General features: G+C 60.9%; 13 protein-coding genes. 6 read left to right on the top strand and 7 right to left on the bottom strand.

The window, feature by feature from the left end; translation table 11 throughout:
• Nucleotides 1–110: 110 nt before the first annotated feature.
• Nucleotides 111–1,409 carry an MFS transporter gene (locus J3P97_RS00340; protein ID WP_434602404.1) on the bottom strand — a complete coding sequence of 433 codons (1,299 nt, stop codon included), beginning with the start codon at nt 1,407–1,409 and terminating at the stop codon, nt 111–113.
• 375 nt (nt 1,410–1,784) lie between these two features.
• On the opposite strand from J3P97_RS00340, the gene J3P97_RS00335 reads away from it, so the two are divergent.
• Both J3P97_RS00335 and J3P97_RS00330 read left to right on the top strand, forming a co-directional pair.
• Nucleotides 1,785–2,189 carry an acyl-CoA thioesterase gene (locus J3P97_RS00335; RefSeq protein WP_003177184.1) on the top strand — a complete coding sequence of 135 codons (405 nt, stop codon included), beginning with the start codon at nt 1,785–1,787 and terminating at the stop codon, nt 2,187–2,189.
• A 57-nt stretch (nt 2,190–2,246) separates the two neighbouring features.
• Nucleotides 2,247–3,146 carry a D-hexose-6-phosphate mutarotase gene (locus tag J3P97_RS00330; protein WP_434673217.1) on the top strand — a complete coding sequence of 300 codons (900 nt, stop codon included), beginning with the start codon at nt 2,247–2,249 and terminating at the stop codon, nt 3,144–3,146.
• Between the two features lie 126 nt (nt 3,147–3,272).
• On the opposite strand, the gene J3P97_RS00325 is transcribed toward J3P97_RS00330, so the two are convergent.
• From J3P97_RS00325 to purE, 4 genes are all read right to left on the bottom strand, one after another.
• Nucleotides 3,273–3,809 (bottom strand): DUF3299 domain-containing protein, encoded by a 537-nt coding sequence (locus J3P97_RS00325; RefSeq protein ID WP_434673216.1) that lies wholly within the window; start codon nt 3,807–3,809, stop codon nt 3,273–3,275.
• Between the two features lie 85 nt (nt 3,810–3,894).
• A complete protein-coding gene (locus J3P97_RS00320; protein WP_256229514.1) occupies nt 3,895–4,140 on the bottom strand; it encodes a GlsB/YeaQ/YmgE family stress response membrane protein in 246 nt (81 codons plus the stop codon).
• A gap of 102 nt (nt 4,141–4,242) precedes the next feature.
• Nucleotides 4,243–5,328 (bottom strand): 5-(carboxyamino)imidazole ribonucleotide synthase, encoded by a 1,086-nt coding sequence (locus J3P97_RS00315; protein WP_434602402.1) that lies wholly within the window; start codon nt 5,326–5,328, stop codon nt 4,243–4,245.
• Between the two features lie 12 nt (nt 5,329–5,340).
• Complete coding sequence (gene purE, locus J3P97_RS00310; RefSeq protein ID WP_003196369.1) at nt 5,341–5,832, bottom strand: 5-(carboxyamino)imidazole ribonucleotide mutase; 492 nt, start codon at nt 5,830–5,832, stop codon at nt 5,341–5,343.
• A gap of 353 nt (nt 5,833–6,185) precedes the next feature.
• Between purE and J3P97_RS00305 the strand changes: the two genes are divergently transcribed.
• Nucleotides 6,186–6,755 (top strand): reprolysin-like metallopeptidase, encoded by a 570-nt coding sequence (locus J3P97_RS00305; RefSeq protein WP_434673215.1) that lies wholly within the window; start codon nt 6,186–6,188, stop codon nt 6,753–6,755.
• Nucleotides 6,756–6,800: 45 nt separating this feature from the next.
• Here J3P97_RS00305 and J3P97_RS00300 read toward each other — a convergent pair whose 3' ends face one another.
• Entirely contained in the window at nt 6,801–7,712 is a 912-nt protein-coding gene (locus J3P97_RS00300) for a LysR substrate-binding domain-containing protein (RefSeq protein ID WP_434602400.1), read from the bottom strand.
• A gap of 182 nt (nt 7,713–7,894) precedes the next feature.
• Between J3P97_RS00300 and aspA the strand changes: the two genes are divergently transcribed.
• The 3 genes from aspA (at nt 7,895) to J3P97_RS00285 (ending at nt 12,393) form a co-directional block, all read left to right on the top strand.
• Entirely contained in the window at nt 7,895–9,319 is a 1,425-nt protein-coding gene (aspA, locus tag J3P97_RS00295) for an aspartate ammonia-lyase (protein ID WP_030139110.1), read from the top strand.
• 486 nt (nt 9,320–9,805) lie between these two features.
• The gene (locus J3P97_RS00290; protein ID WP_434602399.1) at nt 9,806–11,257 is read left to right on the top strand and encodes an alanine/glycine:cation symporter family protein; all 1,452 of its coding nucleotides are present in this window, start codon (nt 9,806–9,808) and stop codon (nt 11,255–11,257) included.
• A 131-nt stretch (nt 11,258–11,388) separates the two neighbouring features.
• A complete protein-coding gene (locus J3P97_RS00285; protein ID WP_434673214.1) occupies nt 11,389–12,393 on the top strand; it encodes an asparaginase in 1,005 nt (334 codons plus the stop codon).
• Nucleotides 12,394–12,571: 178 nt separating this feature from the next.
• Here the strand turns inward: J3P97_RS00285 and J3P97_RS00280 are convergent, their stop codons facing one another.
• Nucleotides 12,572–16,180 carry a dermonecrotic toxin domain-containing protein gene (locus tag J3P97_RS00280; protein ID WP_434673213.1) on the bottom strand — a complete coding sequence of 1,203 codons (3,609 nt, stop codon included), beginning with the start codon at nt 16,178–16,180 and terminating at the stop codon, nt 12,572–12,574.
• Nucleotides 16,181–16,195 lie beyond the last annotated feature (15 nt).

Raw genomic sequence — 16,195 nt, 5'->3', positions numbered from 1 at the left:
TGATCCATGGTGCTCTTTTCGCGAGCAGGCTCGCTCCCACAGGGAATCCACCCCATGTGGGAGCGAGCCTGCTCGCGAAAGCGCCAGTACAAGTGGGAAAAAAGCGCCGGTTATCGGCCCTTCTTCCAGAGGTACCCACCGATCACCATCCCGATCCCGCAGATGATCGCCACGTAGTACGCCGGCCCCATCGGGCTCTCTTTCAACAGCAGGGTCACGATCATCGGGGTCAGCCCGCCGAAGATCGCGTAGGCCAGGTTGTAGGAGAACGACAGTCCGCTGAAGCGCACCACGGCCGGGAAGGCATTGACCATAACGTAGGGCACCGCGCCAATGGTACCCACCAGCAAGCCGCTCAAGGCGTAGAGCGGGAACAACCACTCGGGGTGCTCGAACAGGCTGTGGTAGAAGGTCCAGAAGGTGATCAGCAGCAAGCCACTACCAAAGACGAACACCCGGCCGGCGCCGAAGCGGTCAGCCAGCACACCCGCGCCGATACAGCCGAAACTGAGGAATACGATCGCCAGGCTATTGGCCTGCAACGCGGTGGTCGGGCTGAAGTGGTACACGGTCTGCAGCACGGTGGGTGTCATTAGGATCACCACGATGACGCCCGCCGACAACAGCCAGGTCAGCAGCATCGAAATGGCGATGGCGCCGCGATGATCACGCAGCACCGCGCGCAACGGCACTTCTTCGGCCAGGGCCTTGCGCAATTGCAGCTCGGCGAATACCGGGGTTTCGTGGAGCCAGCGGCGCAGGTACACCGAAAACAGGCCGAACACGCCGCCCAGCAGGAACGGGATCCGCCAGGCGTAATCCGCCACTTCCACCGGCGTATAAATGCTGTTGATGGCCGTGGCAACCAGCGAACCCAGCAAAATCCCCGCCGTCAGGCCGCAGGTCAGCGTGCCGCAGGCATAGCCGATATGGCGCGCCGGCACGTGTTCGGAAACGAATACCCAGGCGCCTGGCACTTCGCCGCCAATCGCGGCGCCCTGGATTACCCGCATCAGCAGCAACAGGATCGGTGCCCACATGCCGATCTGCGCGTAAGTAGGCAGCAGACCCATGATCAGGGTCGGCACGGCCATCATGAAGATGCTCAGGGTGAACATCTTCTTGCGTCCCAGCAGGTCGCCGAAGTGGGCCATGATGATCCCGCCCAGCGGCCGGGCCAGGTAACCGGCGGCAAAGATGCCGAACGTCTGCATCAGGCGCAGCCACTCGGGCATCTCGGCCGGGAAGAACAATTTGCCGACCACGGTGGCAAAGAATACGAAAATGATGAAATCGTAGAATTCCAGCGCACCGCCCAGGGCAGAAAGCGACAGGGTCTTGTAGTCGTTACGGGTTAGCGGACGGGTGGGTTGTGCGGGTGTCGCCGTGCTCGAAGGCGCAGTGGTCATGGCAAGGGCTTCTCTTATAGTCGATTCTGCGGCCCCGACAACGCTGAATGGGCGCCCGGGCAGGTTCGGCACGATAGCAAATTGTTCGAAAAAGCACATAGAGGCGCGTAATTGACAGTCGAAATCAGAACCGAGTGGTCGTCTCGACGACTATCGCCCGATATACTCGCAACCTTGCAACACTCTGTAAGGGGTTGCTGTGCGAAAACGTCGTTGGTGGCGCAATACGAGATCAGCCGGTTTCGCAGAGTTTCCCTTTGGCACGCCTTGACGAAAAACGTGACGAACGCGGCATGTTCGGGCTGAATCGTTTTTTTAAGGACGGCTACTCACCTGAAGTACAAGACAGCGTTACGGGTCAGAGGCACCCCCGGCATGATAGAGCTCGAACAAGAAGATCCAATCCCGCAGGGCGATCTGGCCCTGCAAATCACCGCGCTTCCCCGAGAGACCAACGGCTTCGGGGATATTTTCGGCGGTTGGCTAGTGTCCCAGATGGACCTGGCCGGCACCGCGATGGCCAGCAAGGTTGCCGGCGGCCGCGTGGCCACCGTGGCGATCGATCGCATGGCGTTCCTGGTGCCGGTGGCAGTGGGTGCGCAATTGTCGTTCTACACCCAGGCCCTGGAAATCGGCCGGAGCTCGATCCAGATGATGGTCGAGGTCTGGAGTGACGACCCATTGTCCAGCGAATGGCGCAAGGTCACCGAAGCGGTGTTCGTGTTCGTCGCCATCGATGGCAGTGGTCGTACCCGCTCGGTTCCACCTCGGGCGCGTTAAACACGGCGGCCGTTTTGCGGTCCATTGCAGTCCATGTTCCTGAACGAGATTTGCAGCATGCCAACGCCTAACGTCGAAGCCGTCAAACTGGATGAACTGAACGGTTGGCGCATCCGCCACGGTCAGGCCGAGTTGCTCGTGGCCCAGCAAGGCGCGCACGTTCTCAGCTATCAAGTGGACGGCCAGCCGCCGCTGATCTGGCTCAACGACCAGGCGACGTTCAAGACCGGCAAGAGCATCCGTGCCGGCGTACCGGTGTGCTGGCCGTGGTTCGGCAACCTGACGCGCAACCCCGACAGCGTCCAGGCCATGCGCGTCAGCAACGAACCGGCCACCGCCCACGGCCTGGTACGGGCAATGGATTGGGAACTCAAGGGCATCGAAGCCGAGGGTGAAAGCCTGAAGATCGAATTCATGCTGCCCTACCCCGAAAACGGTTTGTCCGGCTGGCCCCATCAGGTCGACCTGACCTTGACCATCGTCATGGACAAGCAACTGCATATCCATCTGACCAGCCATAACCGTGGCAGCGAAACCGTCAGCCTGAGCCAGGCGCTGCACAGCTATTTCGCGGTCAGCGACGTGCGCAACGTGCATGTCGACGGAGTGGATGGCTTGCGCTACGTCGAGACCCTGGATGACTGGAACGTCCATACCCAGGCCGGCAAGCTGCATTTTGCCGGCGAAACCGACCGGATCTATCTCGATACGCCGCCGACGCTGAGTATCGTCGACGCGCATTGGCAGCGACGCATCGAATTGACCGCTACCGGTTCACGTTCGGCGGTGATCTGGAACCCCTGGACCGAACGGGCCAAGGCCTTCAGCGACATGACCGATGATGGCTGGCAACGCATGCTCTGCATCGAGACGGCCAATGTGATGGATGATGTGGTGACGCTGTTGCCAGATGCCAGCCATACGCTGGGCGTGAGCATTCGCAGCAAACCGCTCTAAACACACTGAACAAATCCCCTGTGGGAGCGAGCCTGCTCGCGAAGGCGGCGTGTCAGTAAATACATATCTTGACTGACACACCGCCTTCGCGAGCAGGCTCGCTCCCACAATGGGTTGATGCCAAACCTACAAATCCGCCTCCTGCACCATCCGCACCTTCTGCGCCTCCATCGCATACGCCGCGCTCGCCAGGTCGTTGTCGACCTTTTCGATCTTCAGCGTGCCGGTGACCCACAGCGGCGTGTAGATATCATCCAGCTTCAAGCCCTTGGGATAACGCACCAGCACCAATTGATTGGGCGGCGGTGGCGGGACGTGGATGCAGGCACCGGGGTAAGGCACCAGGAAAAACAGCGTGCTACGGCCCTTGGCGTCGGTTTCCAGCGGCACCGGGTATCCGCCGATGCGGATGTGCTTGTCGTTCATTGATGCCACGGTCTTGGTCGAATACATCACCGCCGGCAAGCCTTTGCTCTGCTTCAGGCCACCCTTTTCGGTGAAGGTGCCGTTGGCTTCGGGGGAGTTGTGATCGATCTCGGGCATGGCCTCGAGGGCCTTCTGGTCCGACTTGGGCATCAGTTCGAGCCAGTCGGTTTCGGGCAGCTCGGCGGCGTGGGCCAGGCCAGTGCCCAGCAGAAGGAAGGTCAGCAGTAGACGGCGCATGTAAGGGCTCGGCATAAGGAAAAATACGACGCCGGGCATTCTAGCCCTCCGCGCGCGCCACGCGCAGAGGACTTTCGCGCGTTGATCAGTTCCTTTTGATCAGGCCGTAGATCACCAGCAGCACCACCGCGCCCACCAGGGCTCCGAGGAAACCAGCGCCTTCGCCTGCCTGATAGATGCCCAGGGCCTGGCCGCCGTAAGTGGCCGCCAGTGAACCGCCGATACCCAGCAGGATAGTCATGATCCAGCCCATGCTGTCATCGCCAGGCTTCAGGAAACGTGCGAGCAGGCCAACGATCAGGCCGATAAAAATGGTTCCGATGATTCCCATGGTATTCCCCTCTAATTGAGTAGCTATGCCAAAGCCTAGTCAGACTTTGGCACCTTGCCATGAGAGAAGACGGCCGACGAATGGTTCCACCGATGTTTCAGATTATTGCTCGGCGATCAGCGTCTCGACCTTGATGATCTGCTGGGCCAGCGTGGCCCGGTCGGCGCAACGCAGGTTGGCGTGACCAACCTTGCGCCCGACCTTGAACGCCTTACCGTAGTGATGCAGGTGGCAGTCGGCGATCGCCAGGACCTTCTCGGTGTCCGGCACCTTGCCGATGAAGTTCAGCATCGCGCTTTCGCCGACCTTGGCCGTCGACCCCAGCGGCAGCCCGGCGACCGCCCGCAGGTGGTTTTCGAACTGGCTGCACTCGGCGCCTTCGGTGGTCCAGTGCCCGGAGTTGTGCACGCGCGGGGCGATTTCATTGGCCTTGAGGCCGCCATCCACTTCAAAGAACTCGAACGCCATGACGCCGACATAATCGAGCTGCTTGAGTACCCGGCTGGAGTAGTCTTCAGCCAGGGCTTGCAGCGGGTGGTCGGTGCTGGCGACGGACAGCTTGAGGATGCCGTCCTTGTGGGTGTTGTGGACCAGCGGGTAGAAACGGATTTCACCGTCACGGGCACGTACGGCGATCAGCGAGACTTCGCCAGTGAAAGGCACGAAGCCTTCCAGCAGGCAGCCGACGCTGCCCAGCTCGGCGAATGTGCCGGGGACGTCTTCCGGGTTGCGCAGGACCTTCTGGCCCTTGCCGTCGTAACCCAGGGTGCGGGTCTTGAGCACGGCCGGCAGGCCGATGGACGCAACGGCGGATTCCAGGTCGGCCTGGGACTGAATGTCGGCGAAGGCCGGGGTCGGAATGCCCAGGTCCTTGAACATGTTCTTTTCGAACCATCGATCACGGGCGATGCGCAAGGCTTCGGCGCTCGGGAAGACCGGGACGAACTGGGACAGGAAGGCAACGGTCTCGGCCGGGACGCTTTCGAACTCGAAGGTCACCAGGTCGACTTCATCGGCCAGCTGGCGCAGATGGTCCTGATCGCCGTAATCGGCACGCAGGTGTTCACCCAGTGCCGCGGCACAGGCGTCCGGCGCCGGATCCAGGAAAGCGAAGTTCATCCCCAACGGCGTACCCGCCAGGGCCAACATGCGACCCAACTGGCCGCCACCGATTACACCGATCTTCATTCGTCAACAACCTCAGGCAATGCGTGGGTCTGGATTGTCCAGGACGCTGTCTGTCTGCTCAGCGCGGAATTTTTTCAGCACGGTATGAAATTGCGGATGCTTGGCGCCCAGGATACTCGCCGACAACAGGGCTGCGTTGATCGCGCCGGCCTTGCCGATGGCCAGGGTGGCAACCGGGATGCCGGCCGGCATCTGCACGATCGACAGCAACGAATCGACACCCGAGAGCATCGATGACTGTACCGGCACGCCCAGTACCGGCAAGTGCGTCTTGGCCGCGCACATGCCCGGCAGGTGAGCCGCGCCGCCGGCGCCGGCGATGATCACTTCGATGCCACGCGCCTCGGCTTCTTCGGCGTACTGGAACAGCAGGTCCGGGGTGCGGTGGGCGGACACCACTTTCACCTCGTAGGGGATGCCGAGCTTTTCCAGCATATCGGCGGTGTGGCTAAGGGTGGACCAATCGGACTTGGAGCCCATGATCACGCCAACCAGTGCACTCATCGTCGTGCCTCTTCTCTCTGGGCGCCCTGGGGCGCGTCAAAAAACAACAAGCCACGCAGGAAACCGGCGTGGCTTGTTGTACGAATTATGGCCGGGTGGACCGACCGAAGGCCGGGCAGTATACCGTAATGAAGCAGATAAACAGCCCCTGTCGCGACCATCTGTCATGCGTTGCGCAAACCGCGGTTTTCCTGACTATCGAGTCAGTGTGGCGGGCTCATTCACGGTGAAACATTTTGAAGTTCAGCAGCGGTTTATCCAGTTCAAAAACCAGCCTATAACAATCCGGCACGGTGCGCTCTTGTAACCAAGGGGGCACTTTCTGGAGCACTTATTGAACAGGACGTTCAAACATGCAAAAACCTATCGTGATCGTCGTCGTCAAACACGACGATCTGAAAGACTACAGTACGAGCCAACTCTATTCCGATTACTTTTCCTGGTTTAAACCCGAGCTGGAGAAAGTTGCACATCGTAAAGTCCGGATCACAATGTTTCCCGTGGGTACTTACCCCTCGCTCTCGGGATTCAATTACAAGCATGCAGAGCAAGAAAAAACCATCCGGGAGTGGTGGCGACTGATCGAGGAACTGCACATCACGACGGTGCAGAACGGCGGCCTTGAGCCGTCCCTCGCCAAGATCCTGTTGCTGACTCGGGACAATCTCAACAGCAAAGTTGCCGGTATCGCGACCGTCAGAAGCTATGCGGCCATTGCTTCAATCACTAACTACCGAACACCCGCCCATGAAATAGGCCATATGCTGGGCGCGACCCATGATGACGGCGCAATCGAATATGACGGCTGGTGGCGTAATTCGATCATGTTCGGCGACGACTTCTCGGACTTTCTTGGCAATACCTACCGCTTTACCGAAAAGAACCGGGCAAACATACGCAGTTATGTAGACAGCTTCGACTGACCCGCCCATCAGGCGTGAAAGCCCAGACGATGGCTTTCACGCCTTTCAAGCCGCAGGGCTGGCCGCGCCACCCTCCAGCTTGCGCCACAACAACCGCACATTGGCCTTGCGCACCAGGGCGCAGCGGTACAGGCGGATTTCCAGCGGCACGTGCCATTGCGCGCCCCCGCAGATCACCAGCTCGCCCCGGGCCAGTTCGTTGCGCACACTCAGGTGCGGCACCCAGGCGATGCCCAGGCCTTCCAGGGCCATGCTTTTCAGGCTGTCAGCCATGGCCGTCTCGTAGACCGTGGTGAAACGCAGGGCGCGCTGGCGCAACAACTGGTTCACCGAACGGCCCAGAAAAGCGCCGGCGCTGTAGGCCAGCAGGGGCACGCTGGTCTCGCCCTCCAGGTCGAACAACGGCTTGCGGTCGGCATCGGCCGCGCAGACGGGGAGCATTTCGGTCTGGCCCAGGTGCAGCGATGGGAAGATCTCCGGGTCCATCTGCATCGCCGAATCCGGGTCGTAGAAGGCCAGCATCAAGTCGCAGCCCCCTTCACGCAGGGCATGCACGGCATCGCCGACATTGGTCGCCACCAGCCGTGTGGCGATGTTCATGCCTTCGTTGCGCAACTGGGCGATCCAGCGCGGAAAGAAACCCAACGCCAGGGAATGTGCCGCCGCTACCTGGATAACTTCGCCCTGCCCGCCCTCCAGGTGGTGCAAGTGCCGCAGCACTTCGCCCAACTGCTCGACCACCGTACGCGCCGTCACCAGGAACAGCTGTCCCGCCGCGGTCAGTTCGATCGGCGTGCGGGAGCGGTTGACCAGGGTCAGCCCCAGCGCCGCCTCCAGGCTGCGGATCCGCCGGCTGAATGCTGGTTGCGTCACGAAGCGGCGCTCGGCCGCCTGGGAAAAACTGCGCGTCGCGGCCAAGGCACTGAAGTCCTCCAGCCATTTGCTTTCAAGATTCATCTCCGTCCTCCCGTAGGACGCACCAAAACAGGTCACACGTTCGCCGCGTCATCGGCGTCACACGCGCATTATGCCGAATGTGCATAGGCCAGTGTTTAACAGCATTGGCCCTAAATTTTCTGAAAGCCTAGGATTCACAGCGTTCCGGCTCAGACCGGGTCCTTATTGAGATGATTGACATCATGTCCTCCGCTGCATCATTCCGCACAGAAAAAGACCTGCTTGGCGTACTCGAAGTACCGGCGCAAGCGTATTACGGCATCCAGACCCTGCGAGCGATCAACAACTTTCGTCTCTCCGGCGTCCCGATCTCGCATTACCCGAAACTGGTGGTCGGTCTGGCAATGGTCAAGCAAGCCGCCGCTGACGCCAACCGTGAGTTGGGCCAGCTCAGCGAAGCCAAGCACGCCGCCATCAGCGAAGCCTGTGCACGATTGATCCGCGGCGATTTCCACGAAGAATTCGTGGTGGACATGATCCAGGGCGGCGCCGGCACGTCGACCAACATGAATGCCAACGAAGTCATCGCCAACATCGCGCTGGAGGCCATGGGTCACCAGAAGGGCGAATACCAGTATCTGCATCCGAACAACGACGTGAACATGGCGCAGTCGACCAACGACGCCTACCCGACCGCGATCCGCCTGGGTCTGCTGCTGGGCCACGACGCGTTGCTGGCCAGCCTCGACAGCCTGATCCAGGCGTTCGCCGCCAAGGGCGAGGAATTCAGCCACGTGCTGAAAATGGGCCGTACCCAACTGCAAGACGCCGTGCCGATGACGCTGGGACAGGAATTCCGCGCCTTCGCCACCACCTTGAGCGAAGACCTGGCGCGCCTGAAAACCCTGGCACCTGAATTGCTCACCGAAGTGAACCTGGGCGGCACCGCCATCGGTACCGGCATCAACGCCGATCCGCGTTACCAGGCCCTGGCCGTACAACGCCTGGCGACCATCAGCGGCCAACCGCTGGTTCCGGCCGCCGACCTGATCGAAGCGACCTCCGACATGGGCGCCTTCGTGCTGTTCTCCGGCATGCTCAAGCGCACCGCGGTCAAGCTGTCGAAGATCTGCAACGACTTGCGCCTGCTGTCCAGCGGCCCACGCACCGGCATCAACGAGATCAACCTGCCGGCCCGCCAGCCAGGCAGTTCGATCATGCCTGGCAAGGTCAACCCGGTGATCCCTGAAGCGGTGAACCAGGTCGCGTTCCAGATCATCGGCAACGATCTGGCGCTGACCATGGCGGCCGAAGGCGGCCAACTGCAACTGAACGTGATGGAGCCGCTGATCGCCTTCAAGATCTTCGACTCGATCCGCCTGCTGCAACGGGCCATGGACATGCTGCGTGAGCATTGCATCGTCGGCATCACCGCCAACGAAGCGCGCTGCCGCGAACTGGTCGAGCACTCGATCGGCCTGGTTACCGCCCTGAACCCGTACATCGGCTATGAAAACGCCACCCGCATCGCCCGCGTTGCCCTGGAAAGCGGCCGCGGCGTGCTGGAACTGGTGCGCGAGGAAGGCTTGCTCGACGACGCCATGCTCGACGACATCCTGCGCCCGGAAAACATGATTGCCCCGCGTCTGGTCCCACTGAAGGCTTGATCGACGCGACCACTGCTCACCAGGTCGAGGGACTAGACACCTCTCACCTTTTGAGGGCTTGGGGACTCGTTCCCCAGGCCCTTTTTTTTAACCGACAACTGAAAGCGGGAGCAAATTTGTAGGAGCAAGCCTACTCGCGATAAACAGCGACGCGCTGCCGTTGTACCCCGCGTCGCCAGCTATCTGGAGCCGGCTCACTTCCACAAGAACCTGACCGATAGGCCAGGAGATACAAGGGTCCGTTTCGTCGCACGCACCACAACTGTGCAGACGGGCGCCGCACTGATAGGTATAGTGCCGCCCCTCTTCGCATGAGTGGTCGTCGGTAGCGAGACCTCACAACATGCGAAAACCGAACTAATAACAAACCCGCGAAGTGGACCGGGACGAACATCGCCTCAACTGTCGTGCCGCGCGCCGGCCGATGTAACACGATGTTTCCAAATGGCCAGCATTTGCTTAAACAAAAAACAGCGAGGAATACTCATGCTTGAAGTCATCAACGACTTCCTCTCAGGGAAAGTGCTGATCGTGCTCATTGTCGGGCTCGGTGGCTACTTCACGATCCGCTCGCGTTTCGTCCAGTTCCGTCATTTCTTTCATATGTTCTCGGTGTTCCGGGACAGCCTGAAAAGCAGCACTGACCAGCTCAGCTCCTTCCAGGCCCTGATGCTCAGCCTTGCCGGCCGTGTCGGCGCGGGCAACATCGCCGGTGTCGGCATCGCCGTGACCCTCGGCGGGCCTGGTGCAGTGTTCTGGATGTGGGTGACCGCGCTGGTCGGCATGTCCAGCAGCTTCTTCGAGTGCTCCCTCGGCCAGCTCTACAAGCGCTGCGATTCCGAAGGCCAGTTCCGTGGTGGTCCGTCCTACTACATCCAGCACGGCCTGCAGAAACGCTGGCTGGGCATGATCATGGCGTTCCTGCTGCTGATCACCTTCGGCTTCGCCTTCAACGGCCTGCAAGCCCACGCCGTCACTCACTCCCTGAATAACGCCTTCGGCCTCGATACCACCTACACCGGCCTCGGCCTGGCGGTGCTGCTGGGCCTGGTATTCATCGGCGGGATCAAGCGAATCGCCAAGGTTGCGGACCTGCTGGTACCGGTCAAGACCCTGGCATACATCGCCGTGACGCTCTACGTGATCGTGCTGCAATTCGAACATGTACCGGGCATGCTGGCGACGATCGTCAGGAGCGCCTTCGGTCTGGACCAGGCCTTTGGCGGCCTGATCGGCAGCGCCATCGTCATGGGCGTCAAGCGTGGCGTGTTCGCCAACGAAGCCGGCCTGGGCAGTGCGCCTAACGTGGCCGCCGTGGCGTCGGTAGAGCACCCGGTCGCCCAGGGTGTGGTCCAGGCGTTCAGCGTTTTCCTCGACACGTTCGTGATCTGCACCTGCACCGCGCTGCTGATCCTGCTGTCGGGTTTCTACACCCCAGGCTTCGAAGGCGACGGCATTGCCCTGACCCAGAACTCCCTGGCGGCCGTCGTCGGCGACTGGGGCCGGATATTCATCTCCGTGGCCCTGTCGTTGTTCGTGTTCACCTCGATCCTCTACAACTATTACCTGGGCGAAAACAACCTGCGCTTCATGCTAGGTGAAAACCGCAAGGCGCTGATGGCCTATCGCGCCTTGGTCCTGGGACTGATTTTCTGGGGCGCCATCGAGAACCTCGGCACCGTGTTCGCGTTCGCCGATATCACCATGACGCTGCTGGCGTTCGTGAACCTGATCGCGCTGTTCCTGCTGTTCAAGGTCGGCATGCGCATCCTGCGCGACTATGACGACCAGCGTTCGGCTGGCATCAAGGTGCCGGTGTTCGACTCGAGCAAGTTCCCGGACCTGGACCTGGACCGCAAGGCCTGGCCAGCGACCCCATCGGCACCTGCCGCCGAATCTGGAAACGCTCCGGCGGGCCTGGCTGCAGCGCAACGCTGATCAACAGTCCGTTTGAAAAAAACCGGGCGCATCCCCTGCGCCCGGCGTGACACAACACAAGGTCGGCGTCATGCTCGGCCTTATGTTGCAGCAGCAAATGAAGCTGCTGTTTTCGTCCTCGGAGAACACCCATGAATGCCTCGACTTATCCTGCCGCCCAACACGTCATGGTGCTCTATACCGGCGGCACCATCGGCATGCAGGCCAGCGCCAACGGCCTGGCCCCGGCATCCGGTTTCGAAGCGCGGATGCGCGACTACCTGCACAGCCAGCCCGAACTGGTTATCCCGCCATGGCGTTTCCGGGAGATGTCGCCGCTGATCGACAGCGCCAACATGACCCCGGCCTACTGGCAGCAACTGCGCGAAGCGGTGGTTGATGCCGTCGATGTGCAAGGCTGCGACAGTGTCCTGATCCTGCACGGTACCGACACACTGGCCTACAGCGCCGCCGCCATGAGCTTCCAGTTGCTCGGCTTGCACGCGCGGGTTTGCTTCACCGGTTCGATGCTGCCGGCCGGCGTGACCGACAGCGACGCCTGGGAAAACCTCAGCGGCGCCCTGGTCGCCCTCGGCCAGGGCCTGGCGCCGGGCGTGCACCTGTATTTTCACGGTGAACTGCTGGCGCCGACCCGCTGCGCCAAGGTGCGCAGCTTTGGTCGTCATCCGTTCAAGCGCCTGGAGCGCCAGGGCGGCGGCATCAAGGCCACGTCGCTGCCGACGCAGTTGAATTACAACCAACCGAAACAGTTGGCAAACGTCGTGGTGCTGCCATTGTTCCCTGGCATTGGCGCCGAGGTTATCGATGGCTTGCTGGGCAGCGGCATCCGGGGCCTGGTGCTGGAGTGCTACGGCAGCGGCACCGGTCCGAGCGACAACCCGGCCTTCCTCGCCAGCCTGGAACGGGCGCGGGACAACGGCGTGGTGGTCGTGGCGGTCACTCAATGCCATGAAGGCGGCGTCGAACTGGACATCTACGAAGCGGGCAGTCGCTTGCGCGGAGTCGGCGTGCTGTCCGGCGGCGGCATGACCCGCGAGGCTGCGTTCGGCAAGTTGCAGGCCTTGATCGGTGCCGGGTTGCCGGTGGATGAGGTTCGGCGGCTGGTTGAGCTGGATCTTTGCGGCGAACTGGCATGACCTCCTGGCGAAGCCCTGCCCGTGGGGACTGCCAGGTCAACTGTCAGTTCTGATAGTAGTCCCTCTCTCTCCAGGCCTGACGTGAGCTCCGATAGACCCGCGCCGCATGAGCGGCGTGGGTCTATATCGATCTCGGAGCTCTTATGAAGAACCATGAATACCTCAGTGGTTCGATGGATCAAGCCGACAGGAACAATCTGGAGGCCGCCTGTCGCCCGATATCGCTACGCCAAATCCTTTCCACCGATTGCCCGGCTTGCTGCTGGGAGACCTGAAAGGCAACTCCTTGCCTACGCTGCGCTGCGGTCTTCAGATGGGCCTTGGAAAAATCCTGCGGCGCAGTGTCCTGTTTCGGGTAATGGAAGTGCGCGTACCACAGCACGCGATTGTTAACCGTGTCGCGAATCTCGTACTCCTGCAGGAAATCGCGGCCTTTGCCGCCGGAACAGTCCAATCGCTCGCCGAGCCTGCGGATGCTGACCTGGCGCTCCTGCAACAGATAGTCCACCGCGCCGACATCCGGGCGTCTCGACTTGAGCATGGCAATACGGGTCGTTAGCCCCAGCGCCCGAAGTTGCCTGGCTCCGGCCCGCAATTGCTCGATCAACACCTGCGGCGCCTGCTCGCCAAGCGGCTGGGTCAACTGCGCCATGTCCAGAGCATGGCGATCCAACTCACCGGCCTTGTTCAAGAACATGTCTTGCACATCGATCGAAGGACTATTTCCGGTGCTCAGCCGCCGGGCCTCGGCCTGGCTTTGGCTGAGCGTAGCAAGCAGTTCCCGCGCCTTTTTTTCCAATCCCTTGAGTTTCTTTCTGGCACTGGCGCTCAGCCCTCCAGCCCCGCCCAACAAGCGCGGGCCGTAGCTAAAACACCACCGACCCTGCCCGTCGTTTTCGAGCCAGGGGCCGGTTCGCGCCGGATGAGCCGTGTCGATAATCACCACGCCCTCCTCCCTGGGTGACACTCGGTACCAGTCCCCCTCCACACTGGCATACCACTCGCTACCCAGCTGGTAGAGCCCGCGATATTCACCCGAGGCCACATAACCTTGCACTGCGGAAAACGCCTCCAGCTTGAACGTGTCGAGCCGGACCAGCTCCCTGGCTGAAAACCGGCCAGGCGGGCTCGACCATCCGTAGAACAGCCTAGCTTTCGCTGCGGACGGGCGAGCGGAAACGGAGGATGTCGATGACGTGTGGATCGCAGTGTCGAGCAAGGCACGTGGAACGCTGGTTTCACCACCAGCCACTTGCAACTCATCGAGGCGGGAAATGTCGCTCAGTTGCCTTCCCCCTTGCACGAGTGCCAACGCCAGGCCGATCAATACGTCGGCCAGCGCCTGGGAGCGGTTTTCGCTGCTGTGGTTTTCGCTGCTGTGGTTCTCCCAGCTCTGGCTTTCGACCAGCTCATCGAGGCTGGCGGTGAGCTGGACCAACAGACCGACCAGCGCCAGCGGGCCGTCGAGCAGCGGCAGCAACAGGTTGAACGTGCCCCAGGCGAATTGCCTGAAACGCTCCCAACGCTCCTGGACGTCAGACACCGAAGCCTCTCTGGCCTGCTCGATCAAGGCCTGGGCGCAGGCCCTGTACAGCGCCGTGGCAACCTCATCGCGCAGAGGTATGCCGTTGAGCCGGGCCGGCTCTGGAGCAAGGATCACATCAAAATCGGAGAAGATAATCCGGGTTGTGTGAGGCTCATCAAAACCGCCATTGGCATAGATGGCGCGTACAGAGACCGACAGCCCGGCGAGGACGCTGTCCTGCAATTGCCCCTGCTCCTTGATCGCTGCAAAAAGTGACATCCGCGAGGAAAACTCCATCAGGGGCGCGGTAGAGGCAGGCCGATAAAGGATGCATGGCCCCATCGCGACGTTCGCCGGACCGATCACGAACATGTTCATCACCCCATCCGGTGTCGCATCGGCATCCGTCAGGAAGCCCAACGGCCTGACGACGATGTCCTGTCCCTCGACCCGGCGACCGAGGACGTCCGGTTGCAGCGCGGCGACAACGTAGCGATAAGCCAGGTCCGTCAGGCTGTTCTTGATTTTCAGTTCCAACGCCAGTAGCGGCAGCAAGACGCCCAGGCTGTTGCAAAAGTCCCTTTGCCTGCTGACGGCTTCCCGCTCGTCCAGCAGCTTGTACCGGAGCAGTTCGGGATAGTGCTTGCCGATATCGGCTCGTGTAGTCAACGCTCGCAGATAATCATAGGTCAACCAGGTCGGTGGCTCGCCGTCCCGGTAGGTAATGTGGTGCATTGGCGCGAGAGGGAATGCACCGAGGTTTGCCATCGCCATCTGGGGAAACGTCTGGGTTTCAGTTACATAGCGAAATGGAGGATAAGGCGGATCAACGATCTCGAACACAGTGTCCGTCATCCGCTGCAACGTCACCTTTATTTCGCTGATGCACACGTCAGCACGTGTGCGGTCGTCCTTGAGCATTTCTGCCTTGAGGGCCTGCTCGGCGAACTCGCCGATGGTCGGGATTCCCCGCATGAATGAGGTACCCTTGCGGTGCAGCGTCGCCAGCGATGACAGCAGTCGGCTGTAGGTGGCACGGTCCGCCGACGAGGCCTGCTTGAGCCAGGGTGGGAGTAAGTCGAGCAATGTCGACCGCCTGGCTTCATGCCCTGAACGCAATGCACCCAGCAGGAGGCTCAGGCTGGAAAGCTGCGCCACTCTACGTTCAAAACCCTTCGACTCGGTAAAGCCGGAAGCTTCGATCGTCGCAATCTTTCGTAGCTGTCCCTCCAGCAGGCATAAGGTCAATGCATCGAAGATGTCGTGCTCTGGAATGTAATTGCTCAATTCCCAGTAAGGCGAGCGCCGGCCGAACCAGGATTCCTCCATCGCAGACTCCGAGCTGAACACCTCGACCCCGCCCGACAGGGTGAACAGCAACGCAATCTCGCGTCCGTCCACGTTACGTGTCATCGACAGAACCAGAACATCGTCGGCTCGGTGGGTGTCAGGGTCGGTGCCATGGACATGGGTAATGAAGGCTTGAGTCGCGGTATTTCCCAGCACATCTTGGCGCTGTCCATTGTCGGGGAAATCGAGGACGGCCTGGACGGTCGCATATTCTTCGCTCCCCAACCCCGCAGAAGCCTGTTGCAATTGTGTCCGGAGAAGATCGGAGACCTGTCGCCAGACGCTGACGCGGCTCCCTTGCGGCTGGCTCCAGAAGTCCACCAGACGTTGTTGATAGCACTCCAGCAACAGTGGGCCCCGCTGCCCGAGTATCTGTTGAATGTCGGCCAGGGGAATCCCTACGTTTTCCGGGTGGTCCGTACTCGCGGATTTCGAAAGGAAGCTCTCCGGCTTCAAGGCCCTGGCGGTCCCGCTGCGACAACACTCGAGCAACAGATCGGTCAATGGATGACGGATGTACCCGTCGAAAAGGTTTTGCCCTTCCATCAGGTGCCATCGGGGTTCAACCAGCACGGCGTCGGCGACCGATATGTCCAGCGCGGAATAACGGTCGTCGAACACCTCCTGGAGGGTGCGCTGTGCGACCTCCCTCAATGTCGGGCGCAAGGTGAATGCCCCGTGAAGACTCAAGACCAACGAATCGACATCGGTAGCAGGCCACTGAAGGCTGGGGTAAGGGATCGCATTAAAAACAGACATGGGCATTTCCCTATGCAAGTGGAATGAAAGGCCCATTGCCGGGCCAGAACCGTAGTTGCGCCATGCTAGGCAACGCTCGTCTACGACGTGCGGTATCTGGTTATCGCTTTTGTTGCTGGCGATTTCCGGCTCCTCCCGTAAAACAGGCGGCATGCAACTTGCTCGATA

Source organism: Pseudomonas sp. R1-15, assembly GCF_051132085.1.
GTDB lineage: Bacteria > Pseudomonadota > Gammaproteobacteria > Pseudomonadales > Pseudomonadaceae > Aquipseudomonas.
This window is presented reverse-complemented; position numbering and strand designations above follow the sequence as displayed.

Excerpts from the sequence above, each read along its gene's own strand:
- J3P97_RS00315 (WP_434602402.1), bottom strand. The coding sequence starts at position 5,328 with ATGAAGATCGGTGTAATCGGTGGCGGCCAGTTGGGTCGCATGTTGGCC.
- J3P97_RS00325 (WP_434673216.1), bottom strand. The coding sequence starts at position 3,809 with ATGCGCCGTCTACTGCTGACCTTCCTTCTGCTGGGCACTGGCCTGGCC.
- J3P97_RS00300 (WP_434602400.1), bottom strand. The coding sequence starts at position 7,712 with ATGAATCTTGAAAGCAAATGGCTGGAGGACTTCAGTGCCTTGGCCGCG.
- aspA (WP_030139110.1), top strand. The coding sequence starts at position 7,895 with ATGTCCTCCGCTGCATCATTCCGCACAGAAAAAGACCTGCTTGGCGTA.
- J3P97_RS00290 (WP_434602399.1), top strand. The coding sequence starts at position 9,806 with ATGCTTGAAGTCATCAACGACTTCCTCTCAGGGAAAGTGCTGATCGTG.
- J3P97_RS00330 (WP_434673217.1), top strand. The coding sequence starts at position 2,247 with ATGCCAACGCCTAACGTCGAAGCCGTCAAACTGGATGAACTGAACGGT.
- J3P97_RS00285 (WP_434673214.1), top strand. The coding sequence starts at position 11,389 with ATGAATGCCTCGACTTATCCTGCCGCCCAACACGTCATGGTGCTCTAT.
- J3P97_RS00340 (WP_434602404.1), bottom strand. The coding sequence starts at position 1,409 with ATGACCACTGCGCCTTCGAGCACGGCGACACCCGCACAACCCACCCGT.
- purE (WP_003196369.1), bottom strand. The coding sequence starts at position 5,832 with ATGAGTGCACTGGTTGGCGTGATCATGGGCTCCAAGTCCGATTGGTCC.
- J3P97_RS00335 (WP_003177184.1), top strand. The coding sequence starts at position 1,785 with ATGATAGAGCTCGAACAAGAAGATCCAATCCCGCAGGGCGATCTGGCC.
- J3P97_RS00280 (WP_434673213.1), bottom strand. The coding sequence starts at position 16,180 with ATGCCGCCTGTTTTACGGGAGGAGCCGGAAATCGCCAGCAACAAAAGC.
- J3P97_RS00320 (WP_256229514.1), bottom strand. The coding sequence starts at position 4,140 with ATGGGAATCATCGGAACCATTTTTATCGGCCTGATCGTTGGCCTGCTC.
- J3P97_RS00305 (WP_434673215.1), top strand. The coding sequence starts at position 6,186 with ATGCAAAAACCTATCGTGATCGTCGTCGTCAAACACGACGATCTGAAA.